This is a genomic window from Emergencia sp. (genome assembly GCF_048465375.1).
GTDB lineage: Bacteria > Bacillota > Clostridia > Peptostreptococcales > Anaerovoracaceae > Senimuribacter.
In genome coordinates, this window is the sequence record NZ_DBFWLQ010000002.1 from 120,132 (window position 1) to 146,760 (window position 26,629).

Sequence of the window (26,629 nt, forward strand, 5' to 3'; positions counted from 1 at the left end):
TGGGAGCATGAAGCTGACGATATTGGTTTGCTGCTTACATCAATTCCGACGTAAAGCGGGTTCATAAGATCCCCCCTTTCGTAGTAAGATTTGCGTGTTCAACCGGCTTGGCAAAACCCATGACCATGGAGCATCGACACCCTCGCATATAAGAATCCGGCTTAAGATGGACAGATGCGGCGGCCACACTGCTGGGTGGCCGTCCATGGGCTTAAGCAAACAGCCAGCGGTTTGGAGCGAACTTCCATGTCAGGGGAACAGACTATTTATGAAGCAACCAGTACTGGTTCAACAGAGGTGAAAAGAACTATTACCTGATTGACACTAGGACAATTATATCATGGGCTGAATTAAGCCGATTGAACAATTTTTATTAAGTTATCAAGTTACAATTATGTATCAAAAAGATATTATACGAGAGGTAAAACATATGAAAAAAATAATATGTACGGTATGCATGGCTGCTGCAATATGTTTCTGTTTCGTGGCTTGTTCTTCAGAGCCAGGTGATAACAAGAGTGAAGCAGTATTGAATTCAGTTCAGGATAAGATCATTCTATCTTTGACCGGCGTTGAAGATGATTCTTCAGGAATAAAGAAAGTATTTTATAAAGCAAAAAATATGTCAGATGATTCATTTACACTAGAAGGGATATTAGTTTATGCGTGCGACAAAAATTTGAGTTACATTGAAGCAACTGATGAAAACAAGCCGGAAAAACTCGATCCTGGAAAAGAAAGCCATGAATTCGAATATGCCTATGATGAAAAAGTGGAATTTGTAAAAGTTGCAGGCTACAAGTATACCCAAAATGGGAGGACCTTCATAGATACTTTTGACAATGTGATGGTAGTTCATGAAGAGGGATCCACTTATCTGAGAAACCACAATTACACAGATCAGCAAATATTAGACAGGGTTGATGTGAAAAACAACCAGCCGACTGCATATATATCGGATGATGAAGTCAGAGGGGTCCTGATGTCTGTTGCAAATATTGCCAAGAACAAGGATACGACTATAGAGAAAGCATGCGAAGCAATCGGCATGTCTTATGATGATTATAAAGGATTGATTTTGCGGGAGTCTAACGCCAAGGTTCCGTTAGATGAAATCAGAGGCACCTTTGTAGTTGTAGAGCGACTCATGACATATGATGGTTTAACACTATCTGAAGCCTGTAAGGCTGCGGGGATCGACTTTGAAGAATATGAAAAAATAATGAAGGAGTTATAAGTGATGCCCATTACGAGAGAGAAACCATATTGCCATAATACTGTATATAGTGTTAAAAAACCGTGTAGATAGATAAGTATTTTGGTAAGCCATACGAAAAAAGGGGGGAAATAGAACGAGGGAATGTAGCAAAGCATTGGAAGATAGATATGTAAACAGATTAGATATGGTATTTGATGGAGGCACGTCGATAGAGACTTTCGTGAATGAAGTTGTTGTAGAGTTTATTAGATATAATGTGGCTTACGTATCGTGAATATCGAAGTTGGCGTAAATATGAAATTGAATGATACATATGGAGGATTAGATATCATGAAGTATAAAAATAGGGCAAAATTAAAATTCATAACAGCTGAGGTTTGTTTCCTGATCCTTATCGCAATAGTTATGTTTAAATGTTTACCTGAGACTGATTATTTCAAAAAAGTGGTCTTTGTATGCACAGGTTCTTTTGTATGCGGAACACTTTTGAATATTATTTTGTTTTTTATAGATGTGAAGATTGTACATGGACAAAAAAATAAAAGTAACTCGTCAAAAAACTCCTTGTAATTTCTTAATAATTCTTAAGTGGTTTTTTCTTGTGTATTAGGTATAATGAAGATATGACATAAACAAAAGGGGTATTTTTTATAATATGTAAGGAGCGAGTCAAATGAAGAAAAGAATTCAAATAGCGGTCAACGTCCTCTGTGTTTTGATGTCTTTGTTCATCGGCATTTCTGCTTGGGTCTATTGTCATCCGCACAAAGAGCTGAATCCTATGTTTTCTGAGGGTGTACAGCTCCCTGAAGTTGGCTTTACGCCGCGCTGTCATTGGTTCGCCGTGCCGCCGAAGCTGGCAGAGCAGAGAGATGAGTTTAATACTGGGATCAGTGTCTTCTACAATAAAAAAATAGAAAGATATCCAAAGGACTTGAAGATTTCCTATGATTTGGATCGCCAGGACGGGGGCGGTGTCATCGTGACTCTATACGGCAGCGGCACCACAAAGGACGGAAAGAAAGAAGAATTTAAAGAAAAACTGGAATTTTCAATTACCGTCAAAGATAATACGAAAGTACAATTTTGATGCACGAGAGAGGTTGTCGATTATGCAAAAATTTAGCAGGCTAAGCCGAAAACGGAAATATATGATTGGAATATTTGTGCTATCGGTGGTATGTGTCTGCCTGTATTTAGGCTTGCTCATACCACATTCTATAACGTCAGAAATGATCGTACAAGAAAATCTGAGGATTGAAGAGGTGGTAAACTATCCGTTATCTTTCAAGACGTACTTTGTTGAGTCATTAAAAATTTTGTGCATCATCAATATTCCGAATATCATCATCGTAATTAAAAAATTGAATCGAAGCGCAGTTAATTCTTTTTATGGCAGGGGTTAAAGCGGGGACAGGACATATGCGTATTTCAAAAAAAGCGAAATCGATCATTTTGAAAACCAGTATCGCTCTTTGCGTTTTCGTTGGGATACTTGCATGGATTCCGAACCTTGTCTTTGATCGAGCGGAGTTATACTGGATTGCGACCATTCCTTTGGGGATGATTGCATTCGTGTGTTCTATGTCATTGGCCGCAGATAAAAGTAGTTGATGCCTTTTAAGGCAGGGGTTGAAGTGAGGACCGGATATATGCGTATTTCAAAAAAAGCGAAATCAATCATGTTGAAAACCAGTATCGCTCTTTGCGTTTTCGTTGGGATCCTTGCGTCGATTCCGAACCTTGTCTCTGAACGAGCAGAGTTATACTGGATTGCGACCATTCCTTTGGGGATTATTGCATTTGTGTGTTCTATGTCATTGGATGCAGATAAAAAAGGTGAAAAAACAGTCTGTTTCATCTCAAGCATTGCATTGACACTCAGCTTCCCGATTTTGATGTTTATTGGATCAGCGCTGGATGCCCTCTGTGGTGGCTGAACAAGGGAATCCTTTTTCTTTATATGGGGGCATGGGATTGACTGAAATTGTTAGAAGAGCGGCGTTCCTCATCATTGAATTCTCTTTGCCGATAGATCACTTCAATCAGCCAATAAAATTATGAATATAGAGCAGCCTTTCTCCCACGGTGGGAGTGATACAGGCTGCTCTTTCGTTTCTATATCCCCAGCCTTTGGCATTTCTTGACCAGGGTGGAGTGATCCACACCCAGAGCCTTTGCTGCTTTGCGCTTTGAACCGCAACGCTCCAGAGCGCTTTCGATCATCTGCCGCTCTAGCGACTCTGTAGCGGCTTTGAGCGTGCCGTAGCGGGAATTTGTGGATTGCACCTTTGCGGCAGGAAGGCCCAATATGCGGCCGACCACATCTCCATCGATGACGCCGGTGAAATTAATCACCACCATTCGTTCGACCACATTTTTCAGTTCACGAATGTTGCCTGGCCAGGAGTATTCCAGCATCATTGCCATAGCCAGCCTGGTCAGGATGATGTTCTTGTTATAGCGGGTATTGTATTTTTTCAAAAAAGTTTCAACCAGGGGTTCGATGTCGGCCTGTCGTTCTTTGAGCGGTTTCAGGTCGATGGGTACCACGTTGAGTCTGTAATAAAGATCCTCTCGGAAAGTACCTCTCTCAATGCCGGACTTCAAATCTTTGTTGGTGGATGCGATGAGGCGGATATCCAGAGGAATCGGGTCTTTGCCGCCAACGCGGGTCACTTCGCGGCTCTGCAGCACTCGCAGCATCTTCACCTGTAAGTCCATGGGCATGTCGCCCACCTCGTCCAGCAAAACCACGCCGCCACTGGCGATTTCAAAGAGACCGGCCTTGCCTCCTTTGCGGGCACCGGTAAATGCCCCTTCCTCGTAACCGAAGAGTTCGGATTCCAGCAGATTAGCGGGAATTGCAGAGCAGTTCAGCTTGATGAAGGGTTTTCCGTTCCTGTCGCTTGCCATATAAATGGCGTCGGCGATGATTTCCTTGCCAGTGCCGCTCTCGCCAGTAATCAGGACGGTGACATCTGTCTTAGCGACAGATTTGGCGATGGCAAAGGCTTCCTGCATACAAGCGCTCTCCATGACCACGTTGATGTCGTAGATCTGCCGATCGCGAAGATAGGCTAGTTCAGCAGCGCCTTGAGAATTTTCCTTCCTCAGTTCCGCCAGATGATCTTTCAATTCCTCTAACCGGGCTACATCCTTTTCTGTAGCAACCGCATACTGAATTTTGCCATTCTCGTCAAAGATGGGAATCCCCGTGATGTGAACCTTGGTATTGGTTCTTTTCAGAGTCCCAATCCGCTCGCACCGTTTGCCACTTTTCAGTACATCAGGCAGGACGCCGCCGGTGTAAACCTGCTTGGTCTGGTCGGGGTTGAACACGTTCATATTCATGATTTCCTCTCGCCTCAGGTCACCCAGCCGCAGATAGGCATCGTTGACATAAATCGTATTCCCCTCGCCGTCTGTGACATAGATGGCGTCAATCAAATGATCACAGATCTTCTTAAAATCTATTTCTTTCATTACTACAGTCCTTTCATAAACGACATATTTTTAAACCATTTGCTTCTTTCGACCATGTTTTAACCCCTATTGGATCAAAAAAGCCCGATAGCACCTAAAAATGCAAAGGCTGCGAAGGGAGTCCTTCCTTTGCAGGAGGCTGTAACCGTTGAAACTTCGTTGCAGCTTTTGATAATCTTGGTACAAACCGCCAATAGCAACAAATTTTTTAGGCGTTTTTGGCATTATTTTGGCAAATGACGGGTAAAAACGGGGCGGACAGCATTACATAGCCGCCTTTGCCCTCCGAATTTCCATCAAAGCGGTGAAATAATTCAGCACTCTTGCTATAATGGTGCCATATTTCACCACAAAAAGCAACCGAAATTGCAAAAATCCTGACACAAAGCGCCGCCAGCCCATTTCTGAAAAACCCTTCCCCTTGCAATTCAGCCATCCTTCCACAGTTACCAGAAAGTTATCTGAAAATTTGGCACAGCCCTTGCTTTATATGGTGGCGTTGAAAGAAATGTAATTTTGATATATAGAAACAAAAATGGAGGGAAAAGAAAATGGCAAAGAAAAAGACAATTATCACTGCAGCCGTTACCGGCGCATGGCCGAAAAAGGAGAACAATCCAAACGTACCCATGACACCGGCTGAAATCGCAGATGACGTATATGCATGCTGGCAGGCAGGGGCTGCCGTTGCACATCTTCATATGAGAGATGACGAAGGCAATGGAACGATGGACCACAATAAGTTCCGCGAAACCGTTGACCTGATACATAGCAAATATCCTGACTGCGACATCATCCTGAATCTGACCACGTCAGGGGATATCCACGCGGACGACGAGAGCCGCGTACAGCACATCAAAGAACTGAAACCGGAAATGGCTTCTTTTGACTGCGGCTCTATGAACTGGATGCACAGCGGTCTGTTCCTAAACTCACCACAGTTCCTGACAGACTGCGGACTTCTGTTCCAGGAGACAGGTACAAAACCGGAAATCGAAGCTTTTGATCCCGGCATGATTGCCAATGCCGCATATTACCTGAAGAAGGGCGTTCTCAAAGCGCCGCTCCACTTCCAATTCTGCATGGGCTGTGCCAACGGAATCCCCGGCTCCACAAAGAACCTGGTATTCATGAAGGAGACGATGGAGCAGCTTTGCCCTGGTTCCACCTGGTCCTGCTTTGGCGTAGGTCACAGCGCTATGGAAATGCTTTACGCAGCAGTTGCCCTCGGTGGAAATGTACGCGTGGGCATGGAAGACAACGTCATGTATTCAAAAGGCGTGCTTGCTGAAAGCAACGCACAGTTTGTCGAAAGAGCAAAGCGAGTTATCGAAGAATACGGCAATGAGGTTGCAACGCCGGCTGAGGCACGTGAGATCCTCAATCTCAAATAAAGGAGTTAATACAAATGATTAAGAATATAGCGGTACTAGGTGCAGGCACCATGGGCCACGGCATTGCGGAGTTTTTCGCCATGAATGGATATCCGGTCAACCTGTACGAACCATATGAACCCATGCGCCTTTCCTGCATGGACACCATCAAAGGGGAGCTGGAGTTCCTAGCGGAGAATGAGCTGATCAAAGGGGAAGAAGTGCAGGAGAGTCTGGAACGCATCACGCTGTTTGCAGAACTTGCACCTGCAGTAAAAGATGCTGATTATGTCATCGAAGCAACCCGCGAAGACTTGATCCTGAAACAAGATCTCTTCGTCGATTTAGAAAAATACACCAAGCCGGAGACCATTCTGGCAAGCAACACTTCCTCTCTTGCTCTCAGCAAGATGATTGAGAAGGTCAGCGACGAAAAGAAAGGCAAATGCATGGTATGCCACTGGTATAATCCGGCACATCTGATGCCTTTGGTAGAACTGTCATTCTTCGGCAACATGGACGAAGAGACCTTTAAAGAAGTAGAAGAACTATACGATAACGCTGGTAAGCAGACATGCCGTGTACTGAAAGACGTACCTGGTCTGGTGGCAAACCGCATCCAGCAGGGTGTTGCAAGAGAGGCGTTCTCTCTGATCGAACAGGGCATCGCATCCCCTAAGGATATTGACAAGGCCCTCAAATTCGGACCGGCCTTCCGCTATGCGACCACCGGGCAGCTGGAAGTAGCCGACATGGGCGGCTTGGACATCTGGTGCACAGTAGGAGACAACCTTCTCGCCGACATGGATAACAGAAAGGAAGCCAACCCCGTTCTGAGAGCCAAGGTAGAGGAAGGTAAGCTGGGAATGAAGAATGGCGAAGGATTTTTCGAATATCCAGCTGACAAAGTGACGGAGATTAAGAATGCTTTCAACAAGAAGCTGATCATTCAGCTGAAGGCATCAAAGAACTACGTTGAATAACGAAATCAAATACCAACTTGCGGATGAAGTACCCCAGAAGGAGAATATCGTTCTTGCTTTACAGCACGTAATTTTCTTTGTAGCCTCGGCGGTGGTTATGCCTGTCGTCGTGGGCTACGCTCTCGGACTCTCTCAGATAGAGGTGGCTGATACGCTGCAGAGGACTTTTTTCCTCTGTGGAGTGGTATCCATATTGCAAGCTGCTCTGGGGCACAGATATCCTATCATAGACGGCCCTGCGGGACTTTGGTCGGGGCTTTTGATCCTGATGGCGGGCACCATGGCCTCCTTGGGAAAAAGCGCTGAAATCCTTCGGACTGACCTGGAAACAGGCATGATTGTCGGCGGCGCTGTCATCATATTGCTCGTGATACTGGGACTGATGAACAAACTGATCAAGCTGTTTACTCCTCTAATTAACGGCGTGTTGATTTTACTCATGGTACTCCAAATCAGTCCCAGTATTGTGAAAGGAATGACTGGTATTACATCAGATAATACCGTAATAGATTGGAAGAGTTGTCTGGTGTTCTTTTTCACCATGTTTCTGATTCTCTTCCTCAACATGTTTGCCGCAGGTTTCATCAAAAGTATCGCCACCTTTATCGGTGTTTTGGCAGGGTGGGTGCTTGCCTACATCATGGGCATTACCACCCAGGCCGACTTGATGGCGGACGGCGTCCTGTCACTGCCAAAAGTCTTTGCATGGGGCAGGCCAACTCTTGATATAGGCATTATCGCCACCTGCATCATCGCGGCCTTCGTACTGCTTTCCATGACCTTTGCCAGTGTCAATGGCATGTCCGAAGTCGTAGGCGATGAGGTGGACGGCAAACGGATGAACAAAACCATTGGAATTCACGGTCTGGCTACGGTGCTGTGCGGCATATTTCCCACAGTGGCGTTTATGCCTTACGTATCGTCTACGGGTATCGTAAAAATGACCAATGTCGCTGCCAGAAAGCCTTTTTATCTGGCTTCTGTCCTGATGATGGCCATGGGAATGATCGCACCCTTCGGCGCTTTCTTTTCTACCATACCGAACGCCGTAGGCTATGCAGCCCTGATTATGATTTACGCTTTGATCATGGGTCAGGGATTCAATGAATTCCGCAAAGTGAACTTTACAAATAGAGAAAATTTTATCGTAGGGATATCTATGCTGATCGGCATGGGAGTCATGTTTCTTCCATCCGAAGCATTCAGCGGATTGCCGCAGGTTGCCAGCTATATCCTGTCCAACGGACTGATTGACGGCATGGCCATCGCCTTTCTGCTGGAACACGTGATATTGAAAAAAAGAGCCCTCTAATCTGAGGACTCATGCGCTTTGATAATGTCGAGAACTTCTTTTCCGTCGAGATCGTGGTCATTGGCATATTCCATGACGTTGCAGATCTCGTCGTAGTGATCGAGGAACTTTTTGAGAGCGCCTTCGTACTTTTCCTCGGGATGTACCACAAAGGCATCGGGATCGATTTCGATGTCCAGCTCTCTCATACGGCCGATGCTCCACACGTAGATCAGATCCAGTGCAGGCATGATATTCCTGCCCGCCTCGGTCAAATGGTATTCGACGCGCAGAGGGATTTCGTTATATTGAATCCTTTCAACCAGTCCGTCGGCTACCAGCTCCTTGAGCTGCTGGCTGAGAACTTTTTCGCTGATTGGAAATGTCTTCTTCGTTTTAGAGAAACGGATAAATCCGTAATAGCTGATATGGTTCAAGATGCTCATCTTCCATTTACCTGAAATGCAGGATAGAGCATATAGATATGGATTGGTGCCCTGATTGGAATCAGTCATAGGTTTGTCTCCTTTCACATTGCTTGTATTCATTGTAACACAATTTGAGGAGATGACAAGGGAAAAGTAAGTGGCTGACCAGATGGTAACTGTCTGACAAAGCTGTTACCCCGTAACTGAAAAGTGCCTAATTGTCAGACAATTTATAATCTGTTATCATCAAAGAGTAAAGATAAAATTTTAACAAAGATTAATTAAAACGAATATATAAACAAAGAATTAGGAGGAATCCAAAATGATTAAGAGAACTGTAAGTGATTTGAAACCGTATGATGCTCCGGGCCATTACAACATGGTCGCCATGAGATATCACGGCAAAGAGGAAACCGGCGCTGAAAAGTTCTGGATTGGCAAATCCACATTCCTGCCGGGCGGCGGCGCAGAATGGGCATACGATGACAATCCGCTGGAAAAAGTTTATTTCGTACTGAAAGGCGAAATGACCGTGACCGACAAAGACGGCAAGGAATACGTGATTCACGAAAATGAATCCATCTCCTTCCCGCCTAACGAAGGAAGAGGCCTGGAGAACAGGACCAATGAGGTGGCGGAGATGTTGGTTATTATCAACTACCCGGCTTAAGGCTTGCAGATTTTCCGTACTGCTTCGCAAGTTGCTGCTCTCGTGCTCGATTACGTACTTCAAGTACGCGCTCTCGCACTCCATTGCAATGTGATGTGCATTACGAAAAATCATCAGTGCCTTATTTAGAAGATGTCAAGTAAAATGATTTTGAGAATAGAGGAGAAATACAAAATGGTAAAGGTAGAGAAAAAATTCGTAGACACAATGTTCTCAGTTGAGGGCAAGGTTGCTCTGGTAACAGGCGCAACGGGTGCTCTTGGAAGAGTTCTTGCAAAAGCTTACGGCTATGCAGGTGCAAAAGTAATTTTAACAGGCCGCAGCATGGAAAAACTAAATGCCCTTGTTGATGAATTCAAAGCGGAAGATATTGAGTGCTGTGCAGTTGCAGCAGATCCTGCCAACGAAGAAGATGTAAAGGCACTGATTGCTGAATCCGTAAAGGCTTTTGGCGAAATCAATATCCTTGCAGTTTGTCACGGGTATAATAAGCCTGCAAACATTCTTGATCAGTCTGTTGAAGATTGGCAGTACATCATGGATGCAGACTGCAAATCGGTTTATATCGTCTGCAAATATGTTTCACAGCAGATGGTTGACCAGGGCAAAGGCGGCAAGATCGTCGTCGTTACATCTCAGCGTTCAAAACGCGGTATGGCTGGATACACAGGATATTGTACATCAAAGGGTGGAGCAGACCTTATGGTTTCATCTATGGCTTGTGACCTTACAGCCAAGTATGGAATCAATGTCAACTCCATCTGCCCTACAGTGTTCCGCAGCGAATTAACGGAGTGGATGTTTGACCCAGAATCAGCTGTATATCAGAACTTCATGAAACGTGAGCCAATCGGACGCCTTGCAGAACCTGATGATTTTGTTGGATTCGCATTATTCCTTTCATCTGAAGCTTCTAGATTCATGACAGGTGGAAACTATGACTGCTCAGGCGGTTATCTGACTTGCTAATCGGCGTATTGATGAATTAGCAAGCAGGCAGAAAGTAAACGATAATACTATTAAAAGATGATGATATAAAAAAGGAGAAAATAAAATGGGAAAGAAAGTATATGTAGATTTAGCACATCCGTTCAGCGCTGAGATTCCAAGATGGCCGTATTTTGACAAACCGGCAATCGACAACGCGCACACCATGGCAAAAGGCGGCGTTCTGACATCAAAGATCACTTGCACCATGCACACAGGAACGCACTGTGACGCGCCGAGACACGTTATGGAATACGAGTTTGACGGCAGAAGAGCTCGTTACACCCACGAAATGCCAGTAGACGCTTACACTGGAGACGCAGTAGTTCTGAAACTGGACGTTGAGCCATGGACTCTGATTACCGGCGAGCATCTGGATGCTGCCTGCAAAGCCTGCGGTTTTGATCCTGCTGACTTAGAGGGAAAGGTACTCTGCCTGAATACAGGAATGCACCGTCTCTTCGACGATTCCAAGGCTTATTACCACTACTCCATCGGTACAGGTGTTGACGCTGGAAAATGGTTCGTTGACCACAAAGTGAAATGCGTTGCGATGGACAGCCAGGCTCTTGACCACCCTCTGCACACTGCTATGGGCAACAACGGTATGACCAGAATGAACCTGCTTGGAGCAACAGGAAAACCGATCACGGAAGAATATAAAGAATTATTCGGCGAAGAAGCATACGCTGAATTCGACAAAGAAGAATACATCAGAATCCACGGCCAGGCTGCTTATGACGAGAAGTTCGGCGATCTGGAAAACATCGGATGCTGGGGAACATGGGAACCTTGCCACAAAGAAATGCTCGGTCACGGCATCGTAGGCGTTGAGAACTTAGGCGGAGACCTGGACAAAATTCCTGCGGGAAAAGTATTCACTTTCTTGTGCTTCCCACTGAGATGGTACATGGGAGACGGTTCCATGGCTCGCTGTGCAGCACAGATCGACGAAGACCTGTTGTTAGACGTACCTGATCGTACATACGCTTACGGCGGAACAGGTTTCGGTGAAGCAGAAGGCAATGGAGACAGCTGTCTGGAATACATGCAGAAGCTGTTCAACAGAAACAAATAATCATCTGTCATCAAAGGCAGTATTGAACTGGAAAGCACTGATGATACAGTGAGAATACACTGTAAAAGGAGCCAGCCGGCAGGACAGCTGATTTGGTTGTCCTGCTCGCCCTGGGTCCTTTTTCTTTGTGAAATATTTATTTATTGTAAGTAGGAGAGATAGAAAGGCGGGATCGCGTATGAGTAATACAAAGGGTTCTTTAACTAATTTTGGTAAAGCAGGCTGGGGCACGATATTATATTGTTTATTTATGTTTTTCTTTTACGTCGGTATGATCAACGACGGAACCAACGTGTTAGCCCCGGCAGCAGCAGAAAATATCGGTGTGGAGTCAGGCACCATCATTCAGTGGAACGGATATGCCGGTATGATTGCTGTCATCGGTTTTATTATCGTAGGGCAGATCAACAAGAAGATCGGTGCCCGTGCAACCTCGGCAATCTTTACGATTCTGGCCGGTGTGATGTATATTGTGTGCGGTAATGCAACAAGCCTTCCGGTCTACGTCATCGCCATGGTGCTCTGTGCGACTGGCATGATGTCAGCAGGTTATATTGCAGGCGGTACATTGGTTGCAACCTGGTTCCCGAAGAGAAAGGGTATTGTCATGGGTTACACCACCATGGGTCACAATTTCGCATCAGCATTTTATGTAGCCATTCTGACGGGTCTGGTAGCAGTCTTCGGCTCCATCAAAGGCGGCAGCGTTCCCATCGGCATCGCAGCAATCATCCTGGGTATTATCGGAGCAGTCTTTGTCAGAAATACACCGCAGGAGAGAGGTCTGAATCCGGATAACGTATCTGATGAAATTTATAAAAGGGAATATTATACAGCATCTGACGATTCCAAAGAAGGGGACGGCTGGACCACAAAAAAGCTGCTGCTGACCAAAGAACTGTGGTTTGCAGCCATCGTCACAGGCATGTTTCAGATTTGTTCGGTCGGCGTCATGCAGCAGCTGGTAACGAGAAATATCAGAGACTTTGGCATGAGCCAGGCAGGCGCCTTGACCCTGATGACCATTGTGGCGCTGATCGGCGTCGTCGGCTCATGGCTGATTGGTGCTATCGATCAGAAAATCGGTACCAAGAAAACCATGCAGGGTTTTGGTATATGGTATGCGATCGCACTGGTAATCAACGTTCTTTCTGGCGGCCACGTGGGCTTTCTGTTCTACCTTTCCATCTTCATGATTGGCATGGGAATCGGTGGTTCAGCCAATTTTACGACTTCACTTCCTACGTCTATTTTCGGAAGGCAGGGATTTGACCGTGTGAATTCTGTCATCTTCCCAATTCAGGGCTTTGTCACTGCATGGTGCTTTGTCATCAACGGCATTGTAACCAACGTCATCGGCAACCTGAACTATGCGTACTTGATTTTTGCAGGGGCTGCTGTCATCGTGACGATTGCGGTTTCCTTCATCAACGAATACAAATACAACAAAGACCACCAGGCGGAAGAAGTTTATGAGACTGTTGAAGCAGACGTAGAGAACGCTTTTAAGGGAGAAAAAGAGGCGTAGAGCACATTATATAAAAAAACTGGGGCTGCGTAACAGCTCCAGTTTTTTAAATAGATTTATTTCATGAACTTTTTCAGCAGCACAGGGGTGATAATCGTGGTGACGATGACGACCAGCACTACAGGGGAGAAAAGCTGACCACTGAGCAGGCCCATATGATAGCCCTTCTGGGCGACAATCAGTGCGACTTCGCCTCTGGATATCATTCCAATCCCCACGTTGAGGGATTCTCGATTCGTATACCTGCAGAGTTTTGCCCCCAGGCCGCAGCCCAGAATCTTCGTCAGGACAGCGATGACTAGAATTAAAAACGAAAAAATCAACATGGATTTAGTCATGCCATTGAGTTCGGTTTTGATGCCGATGCTGGCGAAAAAAATCGGCGAGAAAAACAGATAGCTGGGAACTGTCATCTTGCGGGCGATGTCGGACTTGACCTCAAAGGTAGAGATGATCAATCCGAGAAGATAAGCTCCCGTGATGTCTGCTATACCAAAATATCTCTCAGATATGAATGATATGATCAGCACCAGTGCCATCACATAGATAGAAAGCCTGCGTCTATCCTGAAATTCTTCCACGGTGGGTTTTGATGCGGTGATAATCACTGCAAGGACTCCCATCAGGATGATGTAAAGGCCGATTTTAATCAAGATGGAAATAATGCTGATGGAAGGATCCTTTAGGCTGGTGACCACGGTCAGGATGATGATGCCGATGATATCGTCCAGCACCGCGGCGCCTAATATGGCGCTTCCCACCTTGCCATTGAGTTTCCCCATTTCGCGCAGTGCTTCCACCGTAATGCTGACTGACGTGGCGGTTAAGATGACCCCCATGAATACTGCTCGCAGCATTTCGTTAAAATCTGCAGGATCTACATGAAAATAGAAGTAGTAGCATGCGCCGCCGCCAATCAGAGGGAGAATTACACCCATGGAGGCGATCACAACCAGAGAAACACTGTTTTTCTTGATCTCATTGATATCGGTGTCCAGTCCTGCGATAAACATCAGGAGAATGACACCGATTTCTGCGGTCTTAGCGAGAAAATCCGTTTCTTCTACCCAGCCTAATACGGATGGGCCGAGGATGACGCCCGCGATGAGAGCGCCTACAACCTGTGGCATATTGACCTTCTCGGACAGGCCGCCCAGGAGCCTTGTTGATAAAATGATGACAGCAATCATTAGTAGATAGTAGTAACTAGTCATTTTAAAATACCTCAAACTTTAAATAAAAAATCACAGAATATTTATAATTCTCTACAATGAAGTATTCTACCACTAATGAAATGATTTGTACATCTCATAAGTCACAAAAAAACATGGAAATATTTAAGAAAATCCCAATATATTTCTGAAAATTCTTTGACAATGGAATAATTATGTAGTAGAATATAAATGAAAATAATCTGAGAATCTCGGAGATTAGTTTCTAAGATTATAGTTAATACTATGCGCCAGAAATATAAGCAAAGAAAAAACACATTGGGTATTGCCCAATGTGTTTTTTGTACAAGAGAAATATTGATCAGGAGAAATAGAATGAAAAAGTCAGTTTTGATTACAGGCGGTTCCAGAGGAATCGGTGCCGCCACGGTTAGTAAGTTTACCAATGAGGGTTATGACGCAGCTTTCTTCTATCGTGAGAACCACCAGGCCGCTAAAGCTTTGCAGGAGGAGACGGGTGCTGTTGGGATTCGGTGTGACGTAGGTGACAAGCAGCAGGTGAAAGACGGAGTCAAGGCCGCCAGAACTTGTCTGGGAATTGCTGCTTTTGATACCTTGGTATGCAACGCAGGGCTCAGTGTATCGGGGCTGTTCACTGATTTAAACGAGGAGGATTGGAACCATCTGCTGAATGTCAACCTAAACGGTGTAATTTATGTGATAAAAGAAGTCCTGCCGGCAATGATCAGCGAAAAGAAGGGGCAGATTGTTTTGGTGTCCTCTATATGGGGACAGGCTGGCGCATCCTATGAAGCCGGTTATTCCGCTACAAAAGCAGCTGTTATCGGACTGGGCAAGAGTCTCGCCAAAGAGGCTGGACCATCTGGCATCAGGGTCAACGCGGTAGCACCGGGAGTCATCGACACCGATATGAACGACTGTTACAGCGCCGAAACGATGGAGCAATTAGCAGAAGAAATCCCATTGGGAAGAATCGGCAGGGCAGAGGAAGCCGCCAAAGCGATCTATTTCCTAGCATCAGAAGAAGCCTCTTATATTACGGGACAGGTGCTGGCAGTGAATGGAGGCTTTTATATCTAAAAAAACTGTGGTATACTAGCAGAATAGAGATAATAAGGGAGGGATTATGGATAAAGTATTAAATATTTTACAAGGTATCCTGGAGGCAATCGGAGATTTTTTCAAAGGCCTGCTGGGTGGTATTACGGACATCTTCAGCGCCACTGACAGCACGGAACTGATTTATACAGCCATCGCCAGATGGGTGTTTATCTTCCTTGCCGTTTTTGTGCTGCTCAAATCGATTTTGTCCTTACTGCGTTCGAAAAATCCTTCGGAGGTATGGGCTTATCTTCATTTGAGTACAGGGGAGAACCTGCCAATCACTCATTGGGAAAATGTAATCGGCAGATCAAAAAGTTGTGACATTAACATCGATGACCCGAGGGTATCAAGGAATCACGGCACATTGTCCAGAGATAACAAAGGGGTCTGGACTTATCGTGATCTGGGTTCCACTAACGGGGCATATATCAACGGTGAAAAAGTAGTGCCTGATGAACCGGTGGAGATTGAGCCAGGTGACAATATAGACATCGGCGTGACTGGATGCACACTGTTTCCAATCAGTCTGGAGGAACGCAGAAATAACATCGAGATGCGAAAGATGGATACGATTCTGCTTTCGCCGTGGCTTTCCCTGATTGCACTGACCATCTTTCAATTTATGACATGGCTGCAGCTGAAGGTTGCTCTGGGGAAAGATTTTGTGCCGTCTATAACAGTGGCGTTCATCGGTGTCAGCGCTTTGATGTGGGGTTACGTGATTTTGCTGCGCTCTATGAGACGCAAGGGTTTTGAGATGGAGACCATCGCATTCTTCTTGTCGACCCTCAGTCTGGCAGTGACGGCAAGTAAGTATCCTGGAGCAGTATTCAAGCAGTTTATCGCCATCGCTGTCGGGGTCGTTTTGTTTTTCTTCATGTGTGCATATCTGAGGAATTTGAACAGGGCAAAGGCGATACAGAAGCTGATGTATATTGCGGCTGCTGTTCTGCTCTTATTCAACTTGATTTTTGCCACATCAAAATTCGGTGCAAATAATTGGGTTGAATTTGGCGGCATCTCATTTCAACCGTCTGAGATTGTAAAGCTGGCATATATCTGGGTCGGTGCGGCGACTTTGGATCAACTCTTTGAAAAGAAAAATTCTTTGATATTTATGATATTTTCTGGCTTCTGTTTCTGCTGTCTGGCTTTAATGGGAGACTTTGGAACGGCGCTGATTTTCTTTGTTACCTTCCTGGTCATCTCCTTTCTGAGAAGTGGAGACTTTACGAAACTGATTTTGATTGTTGGAGTTGCCTTTGTCGGCGGCCTCATGGTACTTAAGTTTAAGTCCTACATTGCGGAGCGCTTTGCTTCCTGGGGTCATGCTTGGGATTATGCTGATGTTGGCAGTGGATTTCAGCAGACGAGGACCATGTCAGCGGCGGCTAGCGGCGGTATGGTTGGCGTCGGTGCAGGTAAGGGTTGGCTTTCCGATCCTAGCATTCCTGCATCTGATACCGATTTGGTGTTTGGAATGCTGACAGAGGAATGGGGACTGATTATTGCAATATTAGCGGTATTGTCCATCATCACTCTGTCCATCTTTGCGGTCAGATCTATCTGGGCTGGCAGATCCACATTTTACACGATTGCTGCCTGTTCAGCCATGTCGATGCTGTTATTTCAGACAATATTAAATGTTTTTGGAGCTGTAGATCTTCTTCCATTGACTGGTGTGACCTTTCCATTCGTCTCGAATGGAGGAACCAGTATGATGGCATCTTGGGGACTATTGGCCTTTTTAAAAGCGGCGGATACGAGGCAGAACGCCAGCATTGCCATCAGTCTGTCGGAGAAAGGCCTCGCGGTGGAAGGAGATGACGATATATGAAGAAGTTAGAGAAGAGAGCCATTATCTGTTTAGCCTTGGCTGCATTTTTGTTCCTGGGCATCGGAGTTTTCACTTACCGATTTGTAGTTCACGGTGCGGACTGGGCCACTTTCTATGCTAACCAGCATATTTACACTGAAGGGCAGCTGTCTGTGGGCAGCATTTACGATATCAACGGCAAGTTGCTGACTGAAAACAAAAACGGCAAGATTAAATATAACGACGACGAATTAATCCGCAGAGCCACTGTCCACGCTGTCGGCGACATGGATGGGAACATCGCAACGGCAGCGAGAAGTGCATTTAAGAGCCGTATCGTAGGCTATAATCTGTTGACGGGAACCTACAGTGTGACGGGAAATGGCAATGACCTGACCCTGTCTATCGATGCGGATGTCTGCAAGGCAGCTTACCAGGCCTTGAACGGGCGTAACGGCACCGTTGGCGTTTATAACTACGAAACTGGCGAGATTATCTGTATGGTCAGCTCGCCTGGCCTGGATCCGGTCAATCCGCCGCAGGAGGCAGAATCAGGTACGTATCTGAACAAATTTCTCTCTTCCAAGTTGATTCCGGGTTCGATTTTCAAGCTGGTCACATCTGCAGCGGCTATTGAAAATCTCGATAATCTGGATTCCTGGAGTTACTACTGCACGGGGGTCAGCTATATCAATGGAGAGAAGATTACCTGCACGGCAGCCCACGGAACTGTAGATTTTGAAAGTGCTTTGGCGCAGTCCTGCAACTGCGGCTTTGGAGAGCTGACCAGGAAGGTGGGAGCCACTTTGATGGGCGAGTATGTGAACAAGCTGGGGCTGAGAACCTCTTATGACATCGACGGTGTGGGAAATGCGAAAGGTTCTTTTACCTTCCCGACGGATGCGCCGCTGAATCTGGCCTGGGCTGGTATCGGCCAGTATGACGATGAATTGAATCCGTGTTCCATGATGGTATATATGGGTGCCATTGCAAATGGCGGTAAGTCGGTAGTGCCAAAGATGATTCACTCAGCGCTTTCCAGTGCGGATGAGACAGATCGGATGATTGAGGAATCCACTGCGGAAAAGCTGACCTCGATGATGAAAAACAACGTGGTATCCAACTATGGTGAATCCAATTTCCCTGGTCTGGACATTTACGCGAAATCAGGTACTGCTGAAGTTTACGGCAAAGAACCTAACGCCTGGTTTACCGGCTTTATCAAAAACGAAGACGCACCTTACGCGTTCATCGTCTGTATTGAAAACGGCGGCTATGGAAGTTCCGTAGCTGGACCAGTGGCTAATAGCGTGCTGCAGGCAATTGTAAATAAATAGTGAAGAGAATCCCGGTCAGCTTTAGGCGGCCGGGATTTTTGATTGAGGACAATTCTTAATAATTCTTAATTTGGTATCTGATGCATTGATTTAACGTCAAGATAAGATTATTATAGGGGTAAAGAAGGAGCAGGAGGATGCCCATGGAAGAACGCAAAGGAAAACGTACCGTTATCATATTGGTCGCTGTAGTTGCTGCAGCAGTGATTGTCTCTGCCTTTGTTCATGCAGGGGAGGATGACTTCCTGACCGATCCTGCTAGAATTGCCTCTGAGTGGGAAGTGGTGGAAATCTGGCAGGACGAGAAACTGATCAGTGATAATCAAATAGTGATTTTGATCGACATCGACAAAAATGGCGGTTTTCGTCTTTGGAACGATGATCCCAGGGATGAACAGAGGGGGATGCTTGTGAAGGCGGACGGACAGCTTCGCTTTGACGGCGATAATGGCTGGGTCTATGAAATCCACGGCAGGCAGAGGCAGCTGATCGTGACTGCCCGGAAAGAGGAAAAAGAGGAAACTTGGATCTGCAAGAGATCTGGCTATTGCCGTGATGCACTTCGGACAGAAGAAGAGAAACTAGATGCTTATTTTGCAATACAGAAAAAAGCCATGGCAATTGAGGATGGAATCCAGAGAAATCTGTATGTCGCAGCGATGATTATGATGGACGGTGGATGTCCCAAAGGAAAAGCGATTACGAAAGCCAAAGCATACTGTGTCAGAGGCAGAGCCTTTGTCTGGTATGCAGGGGCACACGATATCGTTGTTACGGATAAAGAAATGGAAGAATATCTGAGCGAATATGTCAAACTTATGAAGGAACATCCTGAGGTTTTAGAGGGTTATGATGCTGCCCTTAAAAAGGTGGGAATGACCTATGAGGATTATGTATGGGTGAATGCTGAAGCACATCGATGGGATAAGTACGAGACTGCTGTTTATCAGGGCAGTCTGGCGGGGATGGATACCGTTGAGGATGATGTGGTTAACCGGTTCCATCATACCAAGGAATATAGGGAGTTGAAAGTGGAAATGGATGATGCGATAGAGAAAATGGAGCTGTGATCGGGATGACAGATAGAAAGAAAAAAGGATTGATGCTATTGGCGGCTGTAGTCGCTGTACAGGTGATTGTCTCTTCCTTTGTTCATGCAGGGGAGGATGACTTCCTGACCGATCCAGCTAGAATTGCCTCTGAGTGGGAAGTGGTGGAAATCTGGCAGGACGAGAAGCTGATCAGTGATAATCAAATAGTGATTTTGATCGACATCGACAAAAATGGCGGTTTTCGTCTTTGGAACGATGATCCCGGGGATGAACAGAGGGGGATGCTTGTGAAGGCGAACGGACAGCTTCGCTTTGACGGCGATAATGGCTGGGTCTATGAAATCCACGGCAGGCAGAGACAGCTGATCGTGACTGCCCGGAAAGGGGAAAAAGAGGAAACATGGATCTGCAAGAGATCTGGCTATTGCCGTGATGCACTTCGGACAGAAGAAGAGCAGCAGGAAACCTTCTTTCAAATCGGCAAAAGAGCTTTGGACATCGAGGATGATACTGAGAGAAACCTCTATTTTATAATCAAGCTTATTATGGATCGCGGATGTCCTGAAGGAAAAGCAATCACTGCCGCTAGAGAATTTTGTATCAGAGGCAGGGCTTTTGTCTGGTATGCAGAGGATCACGGCATCATTGTTACGGATGAAGAAGTGGAAGAATATCTGAGTGAATTTGCCAAAATCATGAAGGAAACTCCGAGCGCTTTTGAAGGCTACGATGCTGCTTTGAAAAAAGCGGGGATGACCTATGAAGATTATGCACAGGTAGAGGCGGCAGCCCATCGCTGGGAGGTATATGAGAGCGCTGTCTATCGCAAATATCCAGAGGAACAGGAAAACCTTGGGGAAGATATAGTCAGAAGGTTTCACCATACCAAGGCATATCAGGAATGGAAGGTGGAGCTGGACGATGCAGTGAAGAAGATAAAAGAAGAGTTATAGGAGCAGGAGGGGATGGTATTTCATCAAATAGGGAAAAGCGATTGCAGTGATCGTGATGGTCATGATTGCAATGGCAGTAGTGACTATATTGGTTTATCTAAATTCATACCAGCAAACTTGTGTCCCAACCGAGATGAAAGGGCTTTGGATTACGAAAGATAAGGAGACTACCATGACACCCATATGAGCGGCCAGGAGTTTGCAGAAAAGATAAAAAAGAAATTCATAAGTAAATCCAAATCAAAATCCCCTGGCTCAGAATTTGAGTCAGGGATTTTTTTCGTGTCGAATATTGCTGACAAACCACAGCAGCGTCCGGTTTAAGTCGAGAAACCCCGGCTCATGAAGATTGTATTGACAAAAATCCATGGGGGGGGGTATCATCTTTATAAGAATGTGATGACAGTGTATTGTTTTACAACGGAAAGGAGAAAGAAAATTATGAAGAGTAGAAAACGAACCACAGCTATTATAATGGCTATGGCTTTATGTGTAAGTACCATCGTGAACCCTGTTGCTACTTATGCAACGGAAGGTGCTACACAGATCGATGAAACGAATTTTCCGGATGCTACTTTTAGAAAGTATATAACTGATAGCTTTGATATAAATAAAGATGGCGAGTTATCGGAAAGTGAAATTGAGAAGGTCAGCATTATTAGCGTTTCTAACAATCCGGCTATAGAAAATCTCAAAGGTATTGAGTTTTTCTCAGAATTAACGAGACTTTATTGTGGCGGTACCAAGATTAGCGAGCTTGATATCAGCAAGAACAAGAAGTTGGAGATTCTGTTTTGTTCTTCAATAGTGGAACTGAAAGCTCTTGATATCAGCCAAAATGCTGCTTTAAAAACCTTAGATTGCAGCGGAGCTAATATTGAAACTCTGACAATTGGTCAAAGTATATCCCTGGAGATATTAAACTGCCAAAAAACACAGATAGATTCTCTGGATATAAGTGGGTGTCCGAATCTAAAGGTCTTGAGTTGTTCTAATACAAAGATTAAAGTGCTAAATGTTAAGGAGAATAAAAATCTGACAACTTTAAGTTGCGGAAGTACAGATCTTACTAATTTAGACGTTAGTGAGAATACTGCTCTGACATCTCTGGATTGTTATGACACAGGAATCACCAGCTTAAACCTTAGCAACAATCGTACTCTGACATCTTTGAATTGTAACAACACTAAAATCGATAGCTTAGATGTCAGCAGCAACACTGCTCTTACAGGCCTGTATTGCAGCAACACAAAGATTAAAGGTTTGCATATCGGCAATCTATTAGAATTGACGCGTCTGGATTGTTCCAACACTGATATTGTGGACTTGGATGTCAGCAACAATCCTAAATTAACGAATTTAGAGTGTTATAGGACAAAAATAAGCAGCTTGGATGTAAGTCACAATACTGAATTACTAGCGCTGAATTGTTCCAACACACCGATTAAGGAACTGGATATCACAAAGCTGGCTAAGCTTCAGCAATTATGGACATGGAAAACAGAAATTCAATACTTGAATGCCAGTAAGAATCCTGCGCTTATATTCCTGGATACTCCACAGACAAAGTTGGCATATCTTGACTGGGGAACGGCCGATTTAGAGACGCTGTATATGGACTTGTCATCTGAGGTTTATTTAACTGTCGATGGACAAAGCTTTGATATTACTAAAATATTCAAAGGCATAGATGTCAAAAAAATAAAGAATCTGAGCAATGGTTCAATTGATAAGGATGGCATTGTCAGTGGGTATAATTTAGGGGCGCCGATAACCTATACCTATGACTGTGGAACACTGAACAGCCAGGCTGTAACCTTGAGCGTGACCTTGCGCCTCCCTAAAACGGAAAGCCCGTCAGACCCCCTGGCTTACACTCGTTATCAGGCGGTGCATGAGCTGGAAGGGTACCTGAACCCGCAGGACTACGATGCAGACGGGCAGAGGCAGATTGAAGAGATCATCAGTGAGGCAAAAAAGTCCATCTACAGCGCCTCCAACAAGGGGGCCATCGATGAGGCGGTAACGGAGGCTAAGGGGAAGCTGGACCAAATTGAGACCGTCAGTGAGAAAGAAGAGACGGCGCGGATGGAACGCATCCGGAAGGGAGTCCAGGCCACGACCATCAAAGTCTCCTCCAAAGCGGGGAAAGGCTATATTCGCCTGCAGTGGAAAAAGAGCTACGGTTTCAAAGTGGACCACTACCTGGTGTTCCGCTCGAAAAGGAAGAACAGTGGCTATGGCAGCAAGGCGTTCTACACGACAAAGAGTGGAACACAGATGACTTACAAAAACAATAAACAAGTGAAGAAAGGCACCAGGTATTACTATAAGCTGATAGGTGTCAGAACTATCGAAGGAGAGCAATACTATACCAAGTGGTCCAACAAGGCCATTCGAACGGCAAAATAAAGACAAATCGTACCCCGGCATCTATAAAATGTCCGGGGTATTTTTCTGCAAATTTCTTAATAATTCTTAATTCTCTGATCAATATATTGACTTTTACATAGTATAGAGCGTAAGATATTAAGTAGAAAAGGTAAGAGGGTGATGAAAATGGCAGAAAAGAAAAAACAAGGATTGATTCTATTAGCTGTGCTCATCGCAGCAGTCGTAATCGTCTCTGCATTTATCCATTCAGGCGAGGACGATCAGATCGCCGATCCAGGCCGTCTTGCAGGGATGTGGCAGCCGAAGGAAATCTGGCAGGAGGGTAAGCTGATCAGTGAGGAAGGAAACGCCGCCGCACTGGCAATTGATAAAGATGGTGGCTATCGTTTTTGGGACGGCTACGGACAGGACCAGACGGGAGAATTGCAGAAAAAGGATGGCGCGTTGTGTTTTGAGGGAAAAGATGGCAGACGTTATGTTTTTCATGGCAAGGACAAGCAGCTGATGATAACCGCTAAAGAGGGTAACAGTGAAGAAACCTGGGTTTGTGAGTGGACAGGTTATTTCGGCGATACAAAGCTCACGGATGAAGAGCGGCTTACAGCCCTTTATACGATTCAGAAAAAAGGCATGGATATGAAGGATCGGGCGAGTGGCTGGTTTTATACCGCTATCGCGGGCAAATTGTTCACAGCAATGCCAGAGGGAGAGGCTGTTTCGCAGGCAAAAGACGAATTTATCGAGGATGCTGCTTTCACTTGGTACGCAGACGAACACGACCTTGTCGTTACAGCCAAAGAGTTAGACAAGTATATGGATGATCTTATTTCCGAAGCAGAAGAAGCGGAAAACTTTGAAGTGTATGAGAAAGCGCTTCAAAAGTCAGGGATGACTTATGAGGAATCTGTCAAAGAAAATGCCGAGGTCTATCGTGTACGTTATATTGTGAACAAATTCTATGAGGAACACTTTAATGATTGGGATGCCTTCACAAAGGATGTGGTCAATCGGTTTAAACATACGAAAGAGTATAGGAGCCTGAAAGCCGATATGAACGATGCAGTGGAAAAGGCGAAAGAAGAGATTCAAAAATAAGCAGACATTGTTTTGACTGATTAGGACCCTGGATTGACGGGGTTCTTTTTTGATTCACAGGAAATTGCGCTTTTTGATTTCCAGTTTCAACGTCACACTTATATTTATGATACAAAAGGGATAATAAGGTTTGCCAGTGGAACGAGATGCATCCTGTTCCATTTTTTTCTTGCATTTGAAAGCATCTGCAACTTGTGTTAAAATTTATTAAGAATTTCGTAAGAAATACCATTACCGCTTTGTAATATTTAAGGATTAATATAAACTTGTAAACGAAAGGAGAAAGGTTTTATGAACATATTGGTTTGCGATGACGATAAAGAAATTGCCGGCGCCATAGAGATTTATCTGAGGAATGAGGGATATACGGTGTTTAAAGCTTTTGATGGGGTAGAAGCATTAAACATTGCCAGGAGCCAGCAGGTGCATTTGATCATCATGGACGTCATGATGCCGAAGATGGATGGCGTGCAGGCGACCATGAAAATCAGAGAAGAGAAAAACATACCAATTATCATGCTTTCAGCAAAGTCGGAGGACTACGACAAGATCACAGGTCTCAACGTAGGTGCCGATGACTATATCACAAAACCTTTCAATCCATTGGAGCTGATTGCCAGAGTCAAATCCCAATTGCGGAGGTACGTAGACCTGGGCAGCATGGAGAAAAAAAGTGGGGTTTACAAAACAGGGGGACTTGTGATCGATGATGGGGAAAAAACTGTGACGATAGATGGGGAATATGTCACAGTGACACCGACCGAGTTCGGTATCCTAAAGCTTCTGACGGAGAATGCAGGAAAAGTTTTCTCCATGGAACAGATTTACGAAAATGTGTGGAATGAACCGGCGTACAATCCGGAGAATACCGTAGCTGTCCACATCAGAAGAATCAGAGAAAAAATTGAAATTAATCCTAAAAATCCAAAATATTTGAAGGTGGTGTGGGGAATTGGATACAAAATTGAAAAACTATAAAGGCACAATCTGCTTTGTCAGCAGTGTCATATGCGTAGCCGCTGTTACTGCGGCTGTCATCGTCGGCTGTATGCTGGCGCTGGCGTACAATTTGAACTATGCCTGGGAGAATGAAATCCCGGAGATCAGCGATCAAATATCGCTTTTATGGATGGTGGAAGTGACAGCAGTGCTTGCGGCCATCGTCACGCTGGTTCTGGCAATGTGGAAAACAGGTGCCAGAGACGAGGATGGGAAGATCAGCCTCAATTGGTTTGACCGGCTATTCACGGATCTGCAGATTGTCGGCGGCGGCTTTGCCGTATTTTTTACAGGAATGCTCTGTATGCTGCACATAGATGTCATCTCTAGAAGCGGCTGGTATGAGGGGCTGTTAGAATATCTGTCAAAGGATCAGCTGAAGGCATACAACGACTGGTATAAAGTCTACGATTCAGGATTTGAACCGATGTGGCTGGAAGTCTTCTTCGCTGTCCTTGCTACCCTTGTCTTGGTATCTCTGACTTTGATCGTCCTTCTCTCATTAGTGAAAAAAATAAAGGCAGGTGCTTTTTGGAGGCATACTATTATCGGCAAGGTCTGCTGTTACATTTATGACGCGGCGAAAGAGAGTGAAGGCATCTTTTGGAAAGCTATGGTGGTTCTCCTCGGAGGCTGTCTCTTGTCTGCCACCTGGTTCGGCATCATCCCGGTGCTGATTTTGATCTTCATTTTCGTACCGAAGTATGTGCACAAATACCAGGCAATCAAAAAGGGTGTTGATGAGGTGAAAAGAGGGAACTTGGATTATAAGATTCCAGTGGACGATAACGGCGAACTGGATCGCCTGGCCATGAGCATCAACGAAATTTCTGAAGCGACCAGTATTGCGGTGCAGAACGAACTGAAGAACCAGAGGATGAAGACGGATCTGATCTCTAACGTATCTCACGACTTGAAAACACCTCTGACTTCCATGGTGTCCTATGTGGATCTCCTCAAAACAGAGGGACTTGACAGCGAGAATGCACCAGAGTACCTGGACATCATCGAGGAGAAGACCAAACGGCTGCAGAAGCTGACAGAGGATCTCTTCGAAGCGGCAAAGGCTTCCAGCGGGGCAATTCCGGTAGATATCGGCAGGATTGAAATGACCTCCATCGTCAACCAGGCTTTGGGAGAATTGGAAGAGCGGCTGTCGGCAAATAATTTAGACGTCATCTTCACCAACAAAGCTGACACGGTCTTTGTGATGGCGGATGGTCAGCTTCTATGGAGAGTCATCGAGAACCTCCTGGTCAATGTCAGCAAATACGCACTTCCGGGCAGCAGAGTCTACATGGACATCGTAGAAAAAGCTGGCATGATTGTTTTGGAAGTCAAGAATATGTCCAAGGAGCAGTTAAACATCAGTGCAGATGAGCTGATGGAGCGGTTTAAACGAGGCGACGAATCGAGAAACACCGAAGGCAGCGGCCTGGGGCTGTCCATCGCTAAGGATTTGACGAAACTGATGGGCGGATGGTTTGAAATCACCATCGACGGCGACCTGTTCAAGGCCAGCGTAGCCCTGAATAAAGCGCAGAGGCCAGAGACATCTGATTTTGATATGGAACTATAAATTGAATCCTTCGGGGGCATGAGAAATCGTGCCCCCTCTTTTACATATGGGGAAATATCTTCAC

24 protein-coding genes are annotated in these 26,629 nt (G+C 45.3%); 20 read left to right on the plus strand and 4 right to left on the minus strand.

What is annotated here, in order from left to right; translation table 11 throughout:
- The first annotated feature begins 430 nt into the window (after window positions 1–430).
- The 4 genes from ACMQ5W_RS01125 to ACMQ5W_RS01140 all read left to right on the plus strand — a co-directional run bounded on the left by ACMQ5W_RS01125 (window position 431) and on the right by ACMQ5W_RS01140 (window position 3,159).
- On the plus strand, window positions 431–1,237 hold the full coding sequence (locus ACMQ5W_RS01125; protein WP_148493383.1) for a hypothetical protein: 807 nt from the start codon (window positions 431–433) through the stop codon (window positions 1,235–1,237).
- 252 nt (window positions 1,238–1,489) lie between these two features.
- A complete protein-coding gene (locus ACMQ5W_RS01130; RefSeq protein WP_419022703.1) occupies window positions 1,490–1,789 on the plus strand; it encodes a hypothetical protein in 300 nt (99 codons plus the stop codon).
- Window positions 1,790–1,892: 103 nt separating this feature from the next.
- Window positions 1,893–2,309 (plus strand): hypothetical protein, encoded by a 417-nt coding sequence (locus ACMQ5W_RS01135; protein WP_419022705.1) that lies wholly within the window; start codon window positions 1,893–1,895, stop codon window positions 2,307–2,309.
- A gap of 562 nt (window positions 2,310–2,871) precedes the next feature.
- Entirely contained in the window at window positions 2,872–3,159 is a 288-nt protein-coding gene (locus tag ACMQ5W_RS01140; RefSeq protein WP_419022707.1) for a hypothetical protein, read from the plus strand.
- A gap of 178 nt (window positions 3,160–3,337) precedes the next feature.
- Here ACMQ5W_RS01140 and ACMQ5W_RS01145 read toward each other — a convergent pair whose 3' ends face one another.
- Window positions 3,338–4,705 carry a sigma-54 interaction domain-containing protein gene (locus tag ACMQ5W_RS01145; protein WP_419022709.1) on the minus strand — a complete coding sequence of 456 codons (1,368 nt, stop codon included), beginning with the start codon at window positions 4,703–4,705 and terminating at the stop codon, window positions 3,338–3,340.
- 208 nt (window positions 4,706–4,913) lie between these two features.
- Window positions 4,914–5,141: a hypothetical protein gene (locus ACMQ5W_RS01150; RefSeq protein WP_419022711.1), complete on the minus strand. Its 228-nt coding sequence runs from the start codon at window positions 5,139–5,141 to the stop codon at window positions 4,914–4,916.
- A gap of 115 nt (window positions 5,142–5,256) precedes the next feature.
- On the opposite strand from ACMQ5W_RS01150, the gene ACMQ5W_RS01155 reads away from it, so the two are divergent.
- From ACMQ5W_RS01155 to ACMQ5W_RS01165, 3 genes are read left to right on the plus strand one after another with little or no spacing between them, the layout of a single operon-like run.
- Window positions 5,257–6,099 carry a 3-keto-5-aminohexanoate cleavage protein gene (locus ACMQ5W_RS01155; RefSeq protein ID WP_419022712.1) on the plus strand — a complete coding sequence of 281 codons (843 nt, stop codon included), beginning with the start codon at window positions 5,257–5,259 and terminating at the stop codon, window positions 6,097–6,099.
- Window positions 6,100–6,113: 14 nt separating this feature from the next.
- Window positions 6,114–7,061 carry a 3-hydroxyacyl-CoA dehydrogenase family protein gene (locus ACMQ5W_RS01160; RefSeq protein ID WP_148493376.1) on the plus strand — a complete coding sequence of 316 codons (948 nt, stop codon included), beginning with the start codon at window positions 6,114–6,116 and terminating at the stop codon, window positions 7,059–7,061.
- Entirely contained in the window at window positions 7,054–8,373 is a 1,320-nt protein-coding gene (locus ACMQ5W_RS01165; RefSeq protein ID WP_419022714.1) for a uracil-xanthine permease family protein, read from the plus strand. Before ACMQ5W_RS01160 ends, ACMQ5W_RS01165 begins: the two co-directional genes overlap by 8 nt.
- Here the strand turns inward: ACMQ5W_RS01165 and ACMQ5W_RS01170 are convergent.
- Complete coding sequence (locus ACMQ5W_RS01170) at window positions 8,370–8,867, minus strand: winged helix-turn-helix transcriptional regulator (RefSeq protein ID WP_148493374.1); 498 nt, start codon at window positions 8,865–8,867, stop codon at window positions 8,370–8,372. The two genes, ACMQ5W_RS01165 and ACMQ5W_RS01170, sit on opposite strands and share 4 nt — an antisense overlap.
- Before the next feature lie 235 nt (window positions 8,868–9,102).
- Here ACMQ5W_RS01170 and ACMQ5W_RS01175 point away from each other — a divergent pair, with 235 nt between their 5' ends.
- From ACMQ5W_RS01175 to ACMQ5W_RS01190, 4 genes are all read left to right on the plus strand, one after another.
- Complete coding sequence (locus ACMQ5W_RS01175) at window positions 9,103–9,450, plus strand: cupin domain-containing protein (RefSeq protein WP_067536346.1); 348 nt, start codon at window positions 9,103–9,105, stop codon at window positions 9,448–9,450.
- Window positions 9,451–9,624: 174 nt separating this feature from the next.
- Entirely contained in the window at window positions 9,625–10,419 is a 795-nt protein-coding gene (locus ACMQ5W_RS01180) for an SDR family NAD(P)-dependent oxidoreductase (protein WP_148493373.1), read from the plus strand.
- 85 nt (window positions 10,420–10,504) lie between these two features.
- Entirely contained in the window at window positions 10,505–11,515 is a 1,011-nt protein-coding gene (locus ACMQ5W_RS01185; RefSeq protein WP_067536353.1) for a cyclase family protein, read from the plus strand.
- A gap of 178 nt (window positions 11,516–11,693) precedes the next feature.
- On the plus strand, window positions 11,694–13,043 hold the full coding sequence (locus tag ACMQ5W_RS01190; protein ID WP_419022717.1) for an MFS transporter: 1,350 nt from the start codon (window positions 11,694–11,696) through the stop codon (window positions 13,041–13,043).
- A 56-nt stretch (window positions 13,044–13,099) separates the two neighbouring features.
- Here the strand turns inward: ACMQ5W_RS01190 and ACMQ5W_RS01195 are convergent, their stop codons facing one another.
- On the minus strand, window positions 13,100–14,257 hold the full coding sequence (locus ACMQ5W_RS01195) for a cation:proton antiporter (RefSeq protein WP_419022719.1): 1,158 nt from the start codon (window positions 14,255–14,257) through the stop codon (window positions 13,100–13,102).
- Window positions 14,258–14,590: 333 nt separating this feature from the next.
- Between ACMQ5W_RS01195 and ymfI the strand changes: the two genes are divergently transcribed.
- The 9 genes from ymfI (at window position 14,591) to ACMQ5W_RS01240 (ending at window position 26,565) form a co-directional block, all read left to right on the plus strand.
- Window positions 14,591–15,316 carry an elongation factor P 5-aminopentanone reductase gene (gene ymfI / locus ACMQ5W_RS01200; RefSeq protein ID WP_419022721.1) on the plus strand — a complete coding sequence of 242 codons (726 nt, stop codon included), beginning with the start codon at window positions 14,591–14,593 and terminating at the stop codon, window positions 15,314–15,316.
- Between the two features lie 46 nt (window positions 15,317–15,362).
- Window positions 15,363–17,177 carry an FtsW/RodA/SpoVE family cell cycle protein gene (locus tag ACMQ5W_RS01205; RefSeq protein WP_419022723.1) on the plus strand — a complete coding sequence of 605 codons (1,815 nt, stop codon included), beginning with the start codon at window positions 15,363–15,365 and terminating at the stop codon, window positions 17,175–17,177.
- Window positions 17,174–18,493, plus strand: coding sequence for a penicillin-binding transpeptidase domain-containing protein (locus tag ACMQ5W_RS01210; protein ID WP_419022725.1), 1,320 nt, complete (start codon window positions 17,174–17,176; stop codon window positions 18,491–18,493). The genes ACMQ5W_RS01205 and ACMQ5W_RS01210 overlap by 4 nt, the downstream gene beginning before the upstream one ends.
- 143 nt (window positions 18,494–18,636) lie before the next feature.
- Entirely contained in the window at window positions 18,637–19,563 is a 927-nt protein-coding gene (locus tag ACMQ5W_RS01215) for a hypothetical protein (protein WP_419022726.1), read from the plus strand.
- Window positions 19,564–19,568: 5 nt separating this feature from the next.
- A complete protein-coding gene (locus ACMQ5W_RS01220) occupies window positions 19,569–20,498 on the plus strand; it encodes a hypothetical protein (RefSeq protein WP_419022727.1) in 930 nt (309 codons plus the stop codon).
- Window positions 20,499–20,939: 441 nt separating this feature from the next.
- Window positions 20,940–22,910, plus strand: a complete 1,971-nt coding sequence (locus tag ACMQ5W_RS01225) for a hypothetical protein (RefSeq protein WP_419022728.1) — start codon at window positions 20,940–20,942, stop codon at window positions 22,908–22,910.
- 147 nt (window positions 22,911–23,057) lie between these two features.
- Window positions 23,058–23,987 carry a hypothetical protein gene (locus tag ACMQ5W_RS01230; RefSeq protein WP_419022729.1) on the plus strand — a complete coding sequence of 310 codons (930 nt, stop codon included), beginning with the start codon at window positions 23,058–23,060 and terminating at the stop codon, window positions 23,985–23,987.
- A 291-nt stretch (window positions 23,988–24,278) separates the two neighbouring features.
- The gene (locus ACMQ5W_RS01235; RefSeq protein WP_148493364.1) at window positions 24,279–24,965 is read left to right on the plus strand and encodes a response regulator transcription factor; all 687 of its coding nucleotides are present in this window, start codon (window positions 24,279–24,281) and stop codon (window positions 24,963–24,965) included.
- Complete coding sequence (locus tag ACMQ5W_RS01240) at window positions 24,940–26,565, plus strand: HAMP domain-containing sensor histidine kinase (protein ID WP_419022730.1); 1,626 nt, start codon at window positions 24,940–24,942, stop codon at window positions 26,563–26,565. Before ACMQ5W_RS01235 ends, ACMQ5W_RS01240 begins: the two co-directional genes overlap by 26 nt.
- The last annotated feature ends 64 nt before the right edge of the window (window positions 26,566–26,629 follow it).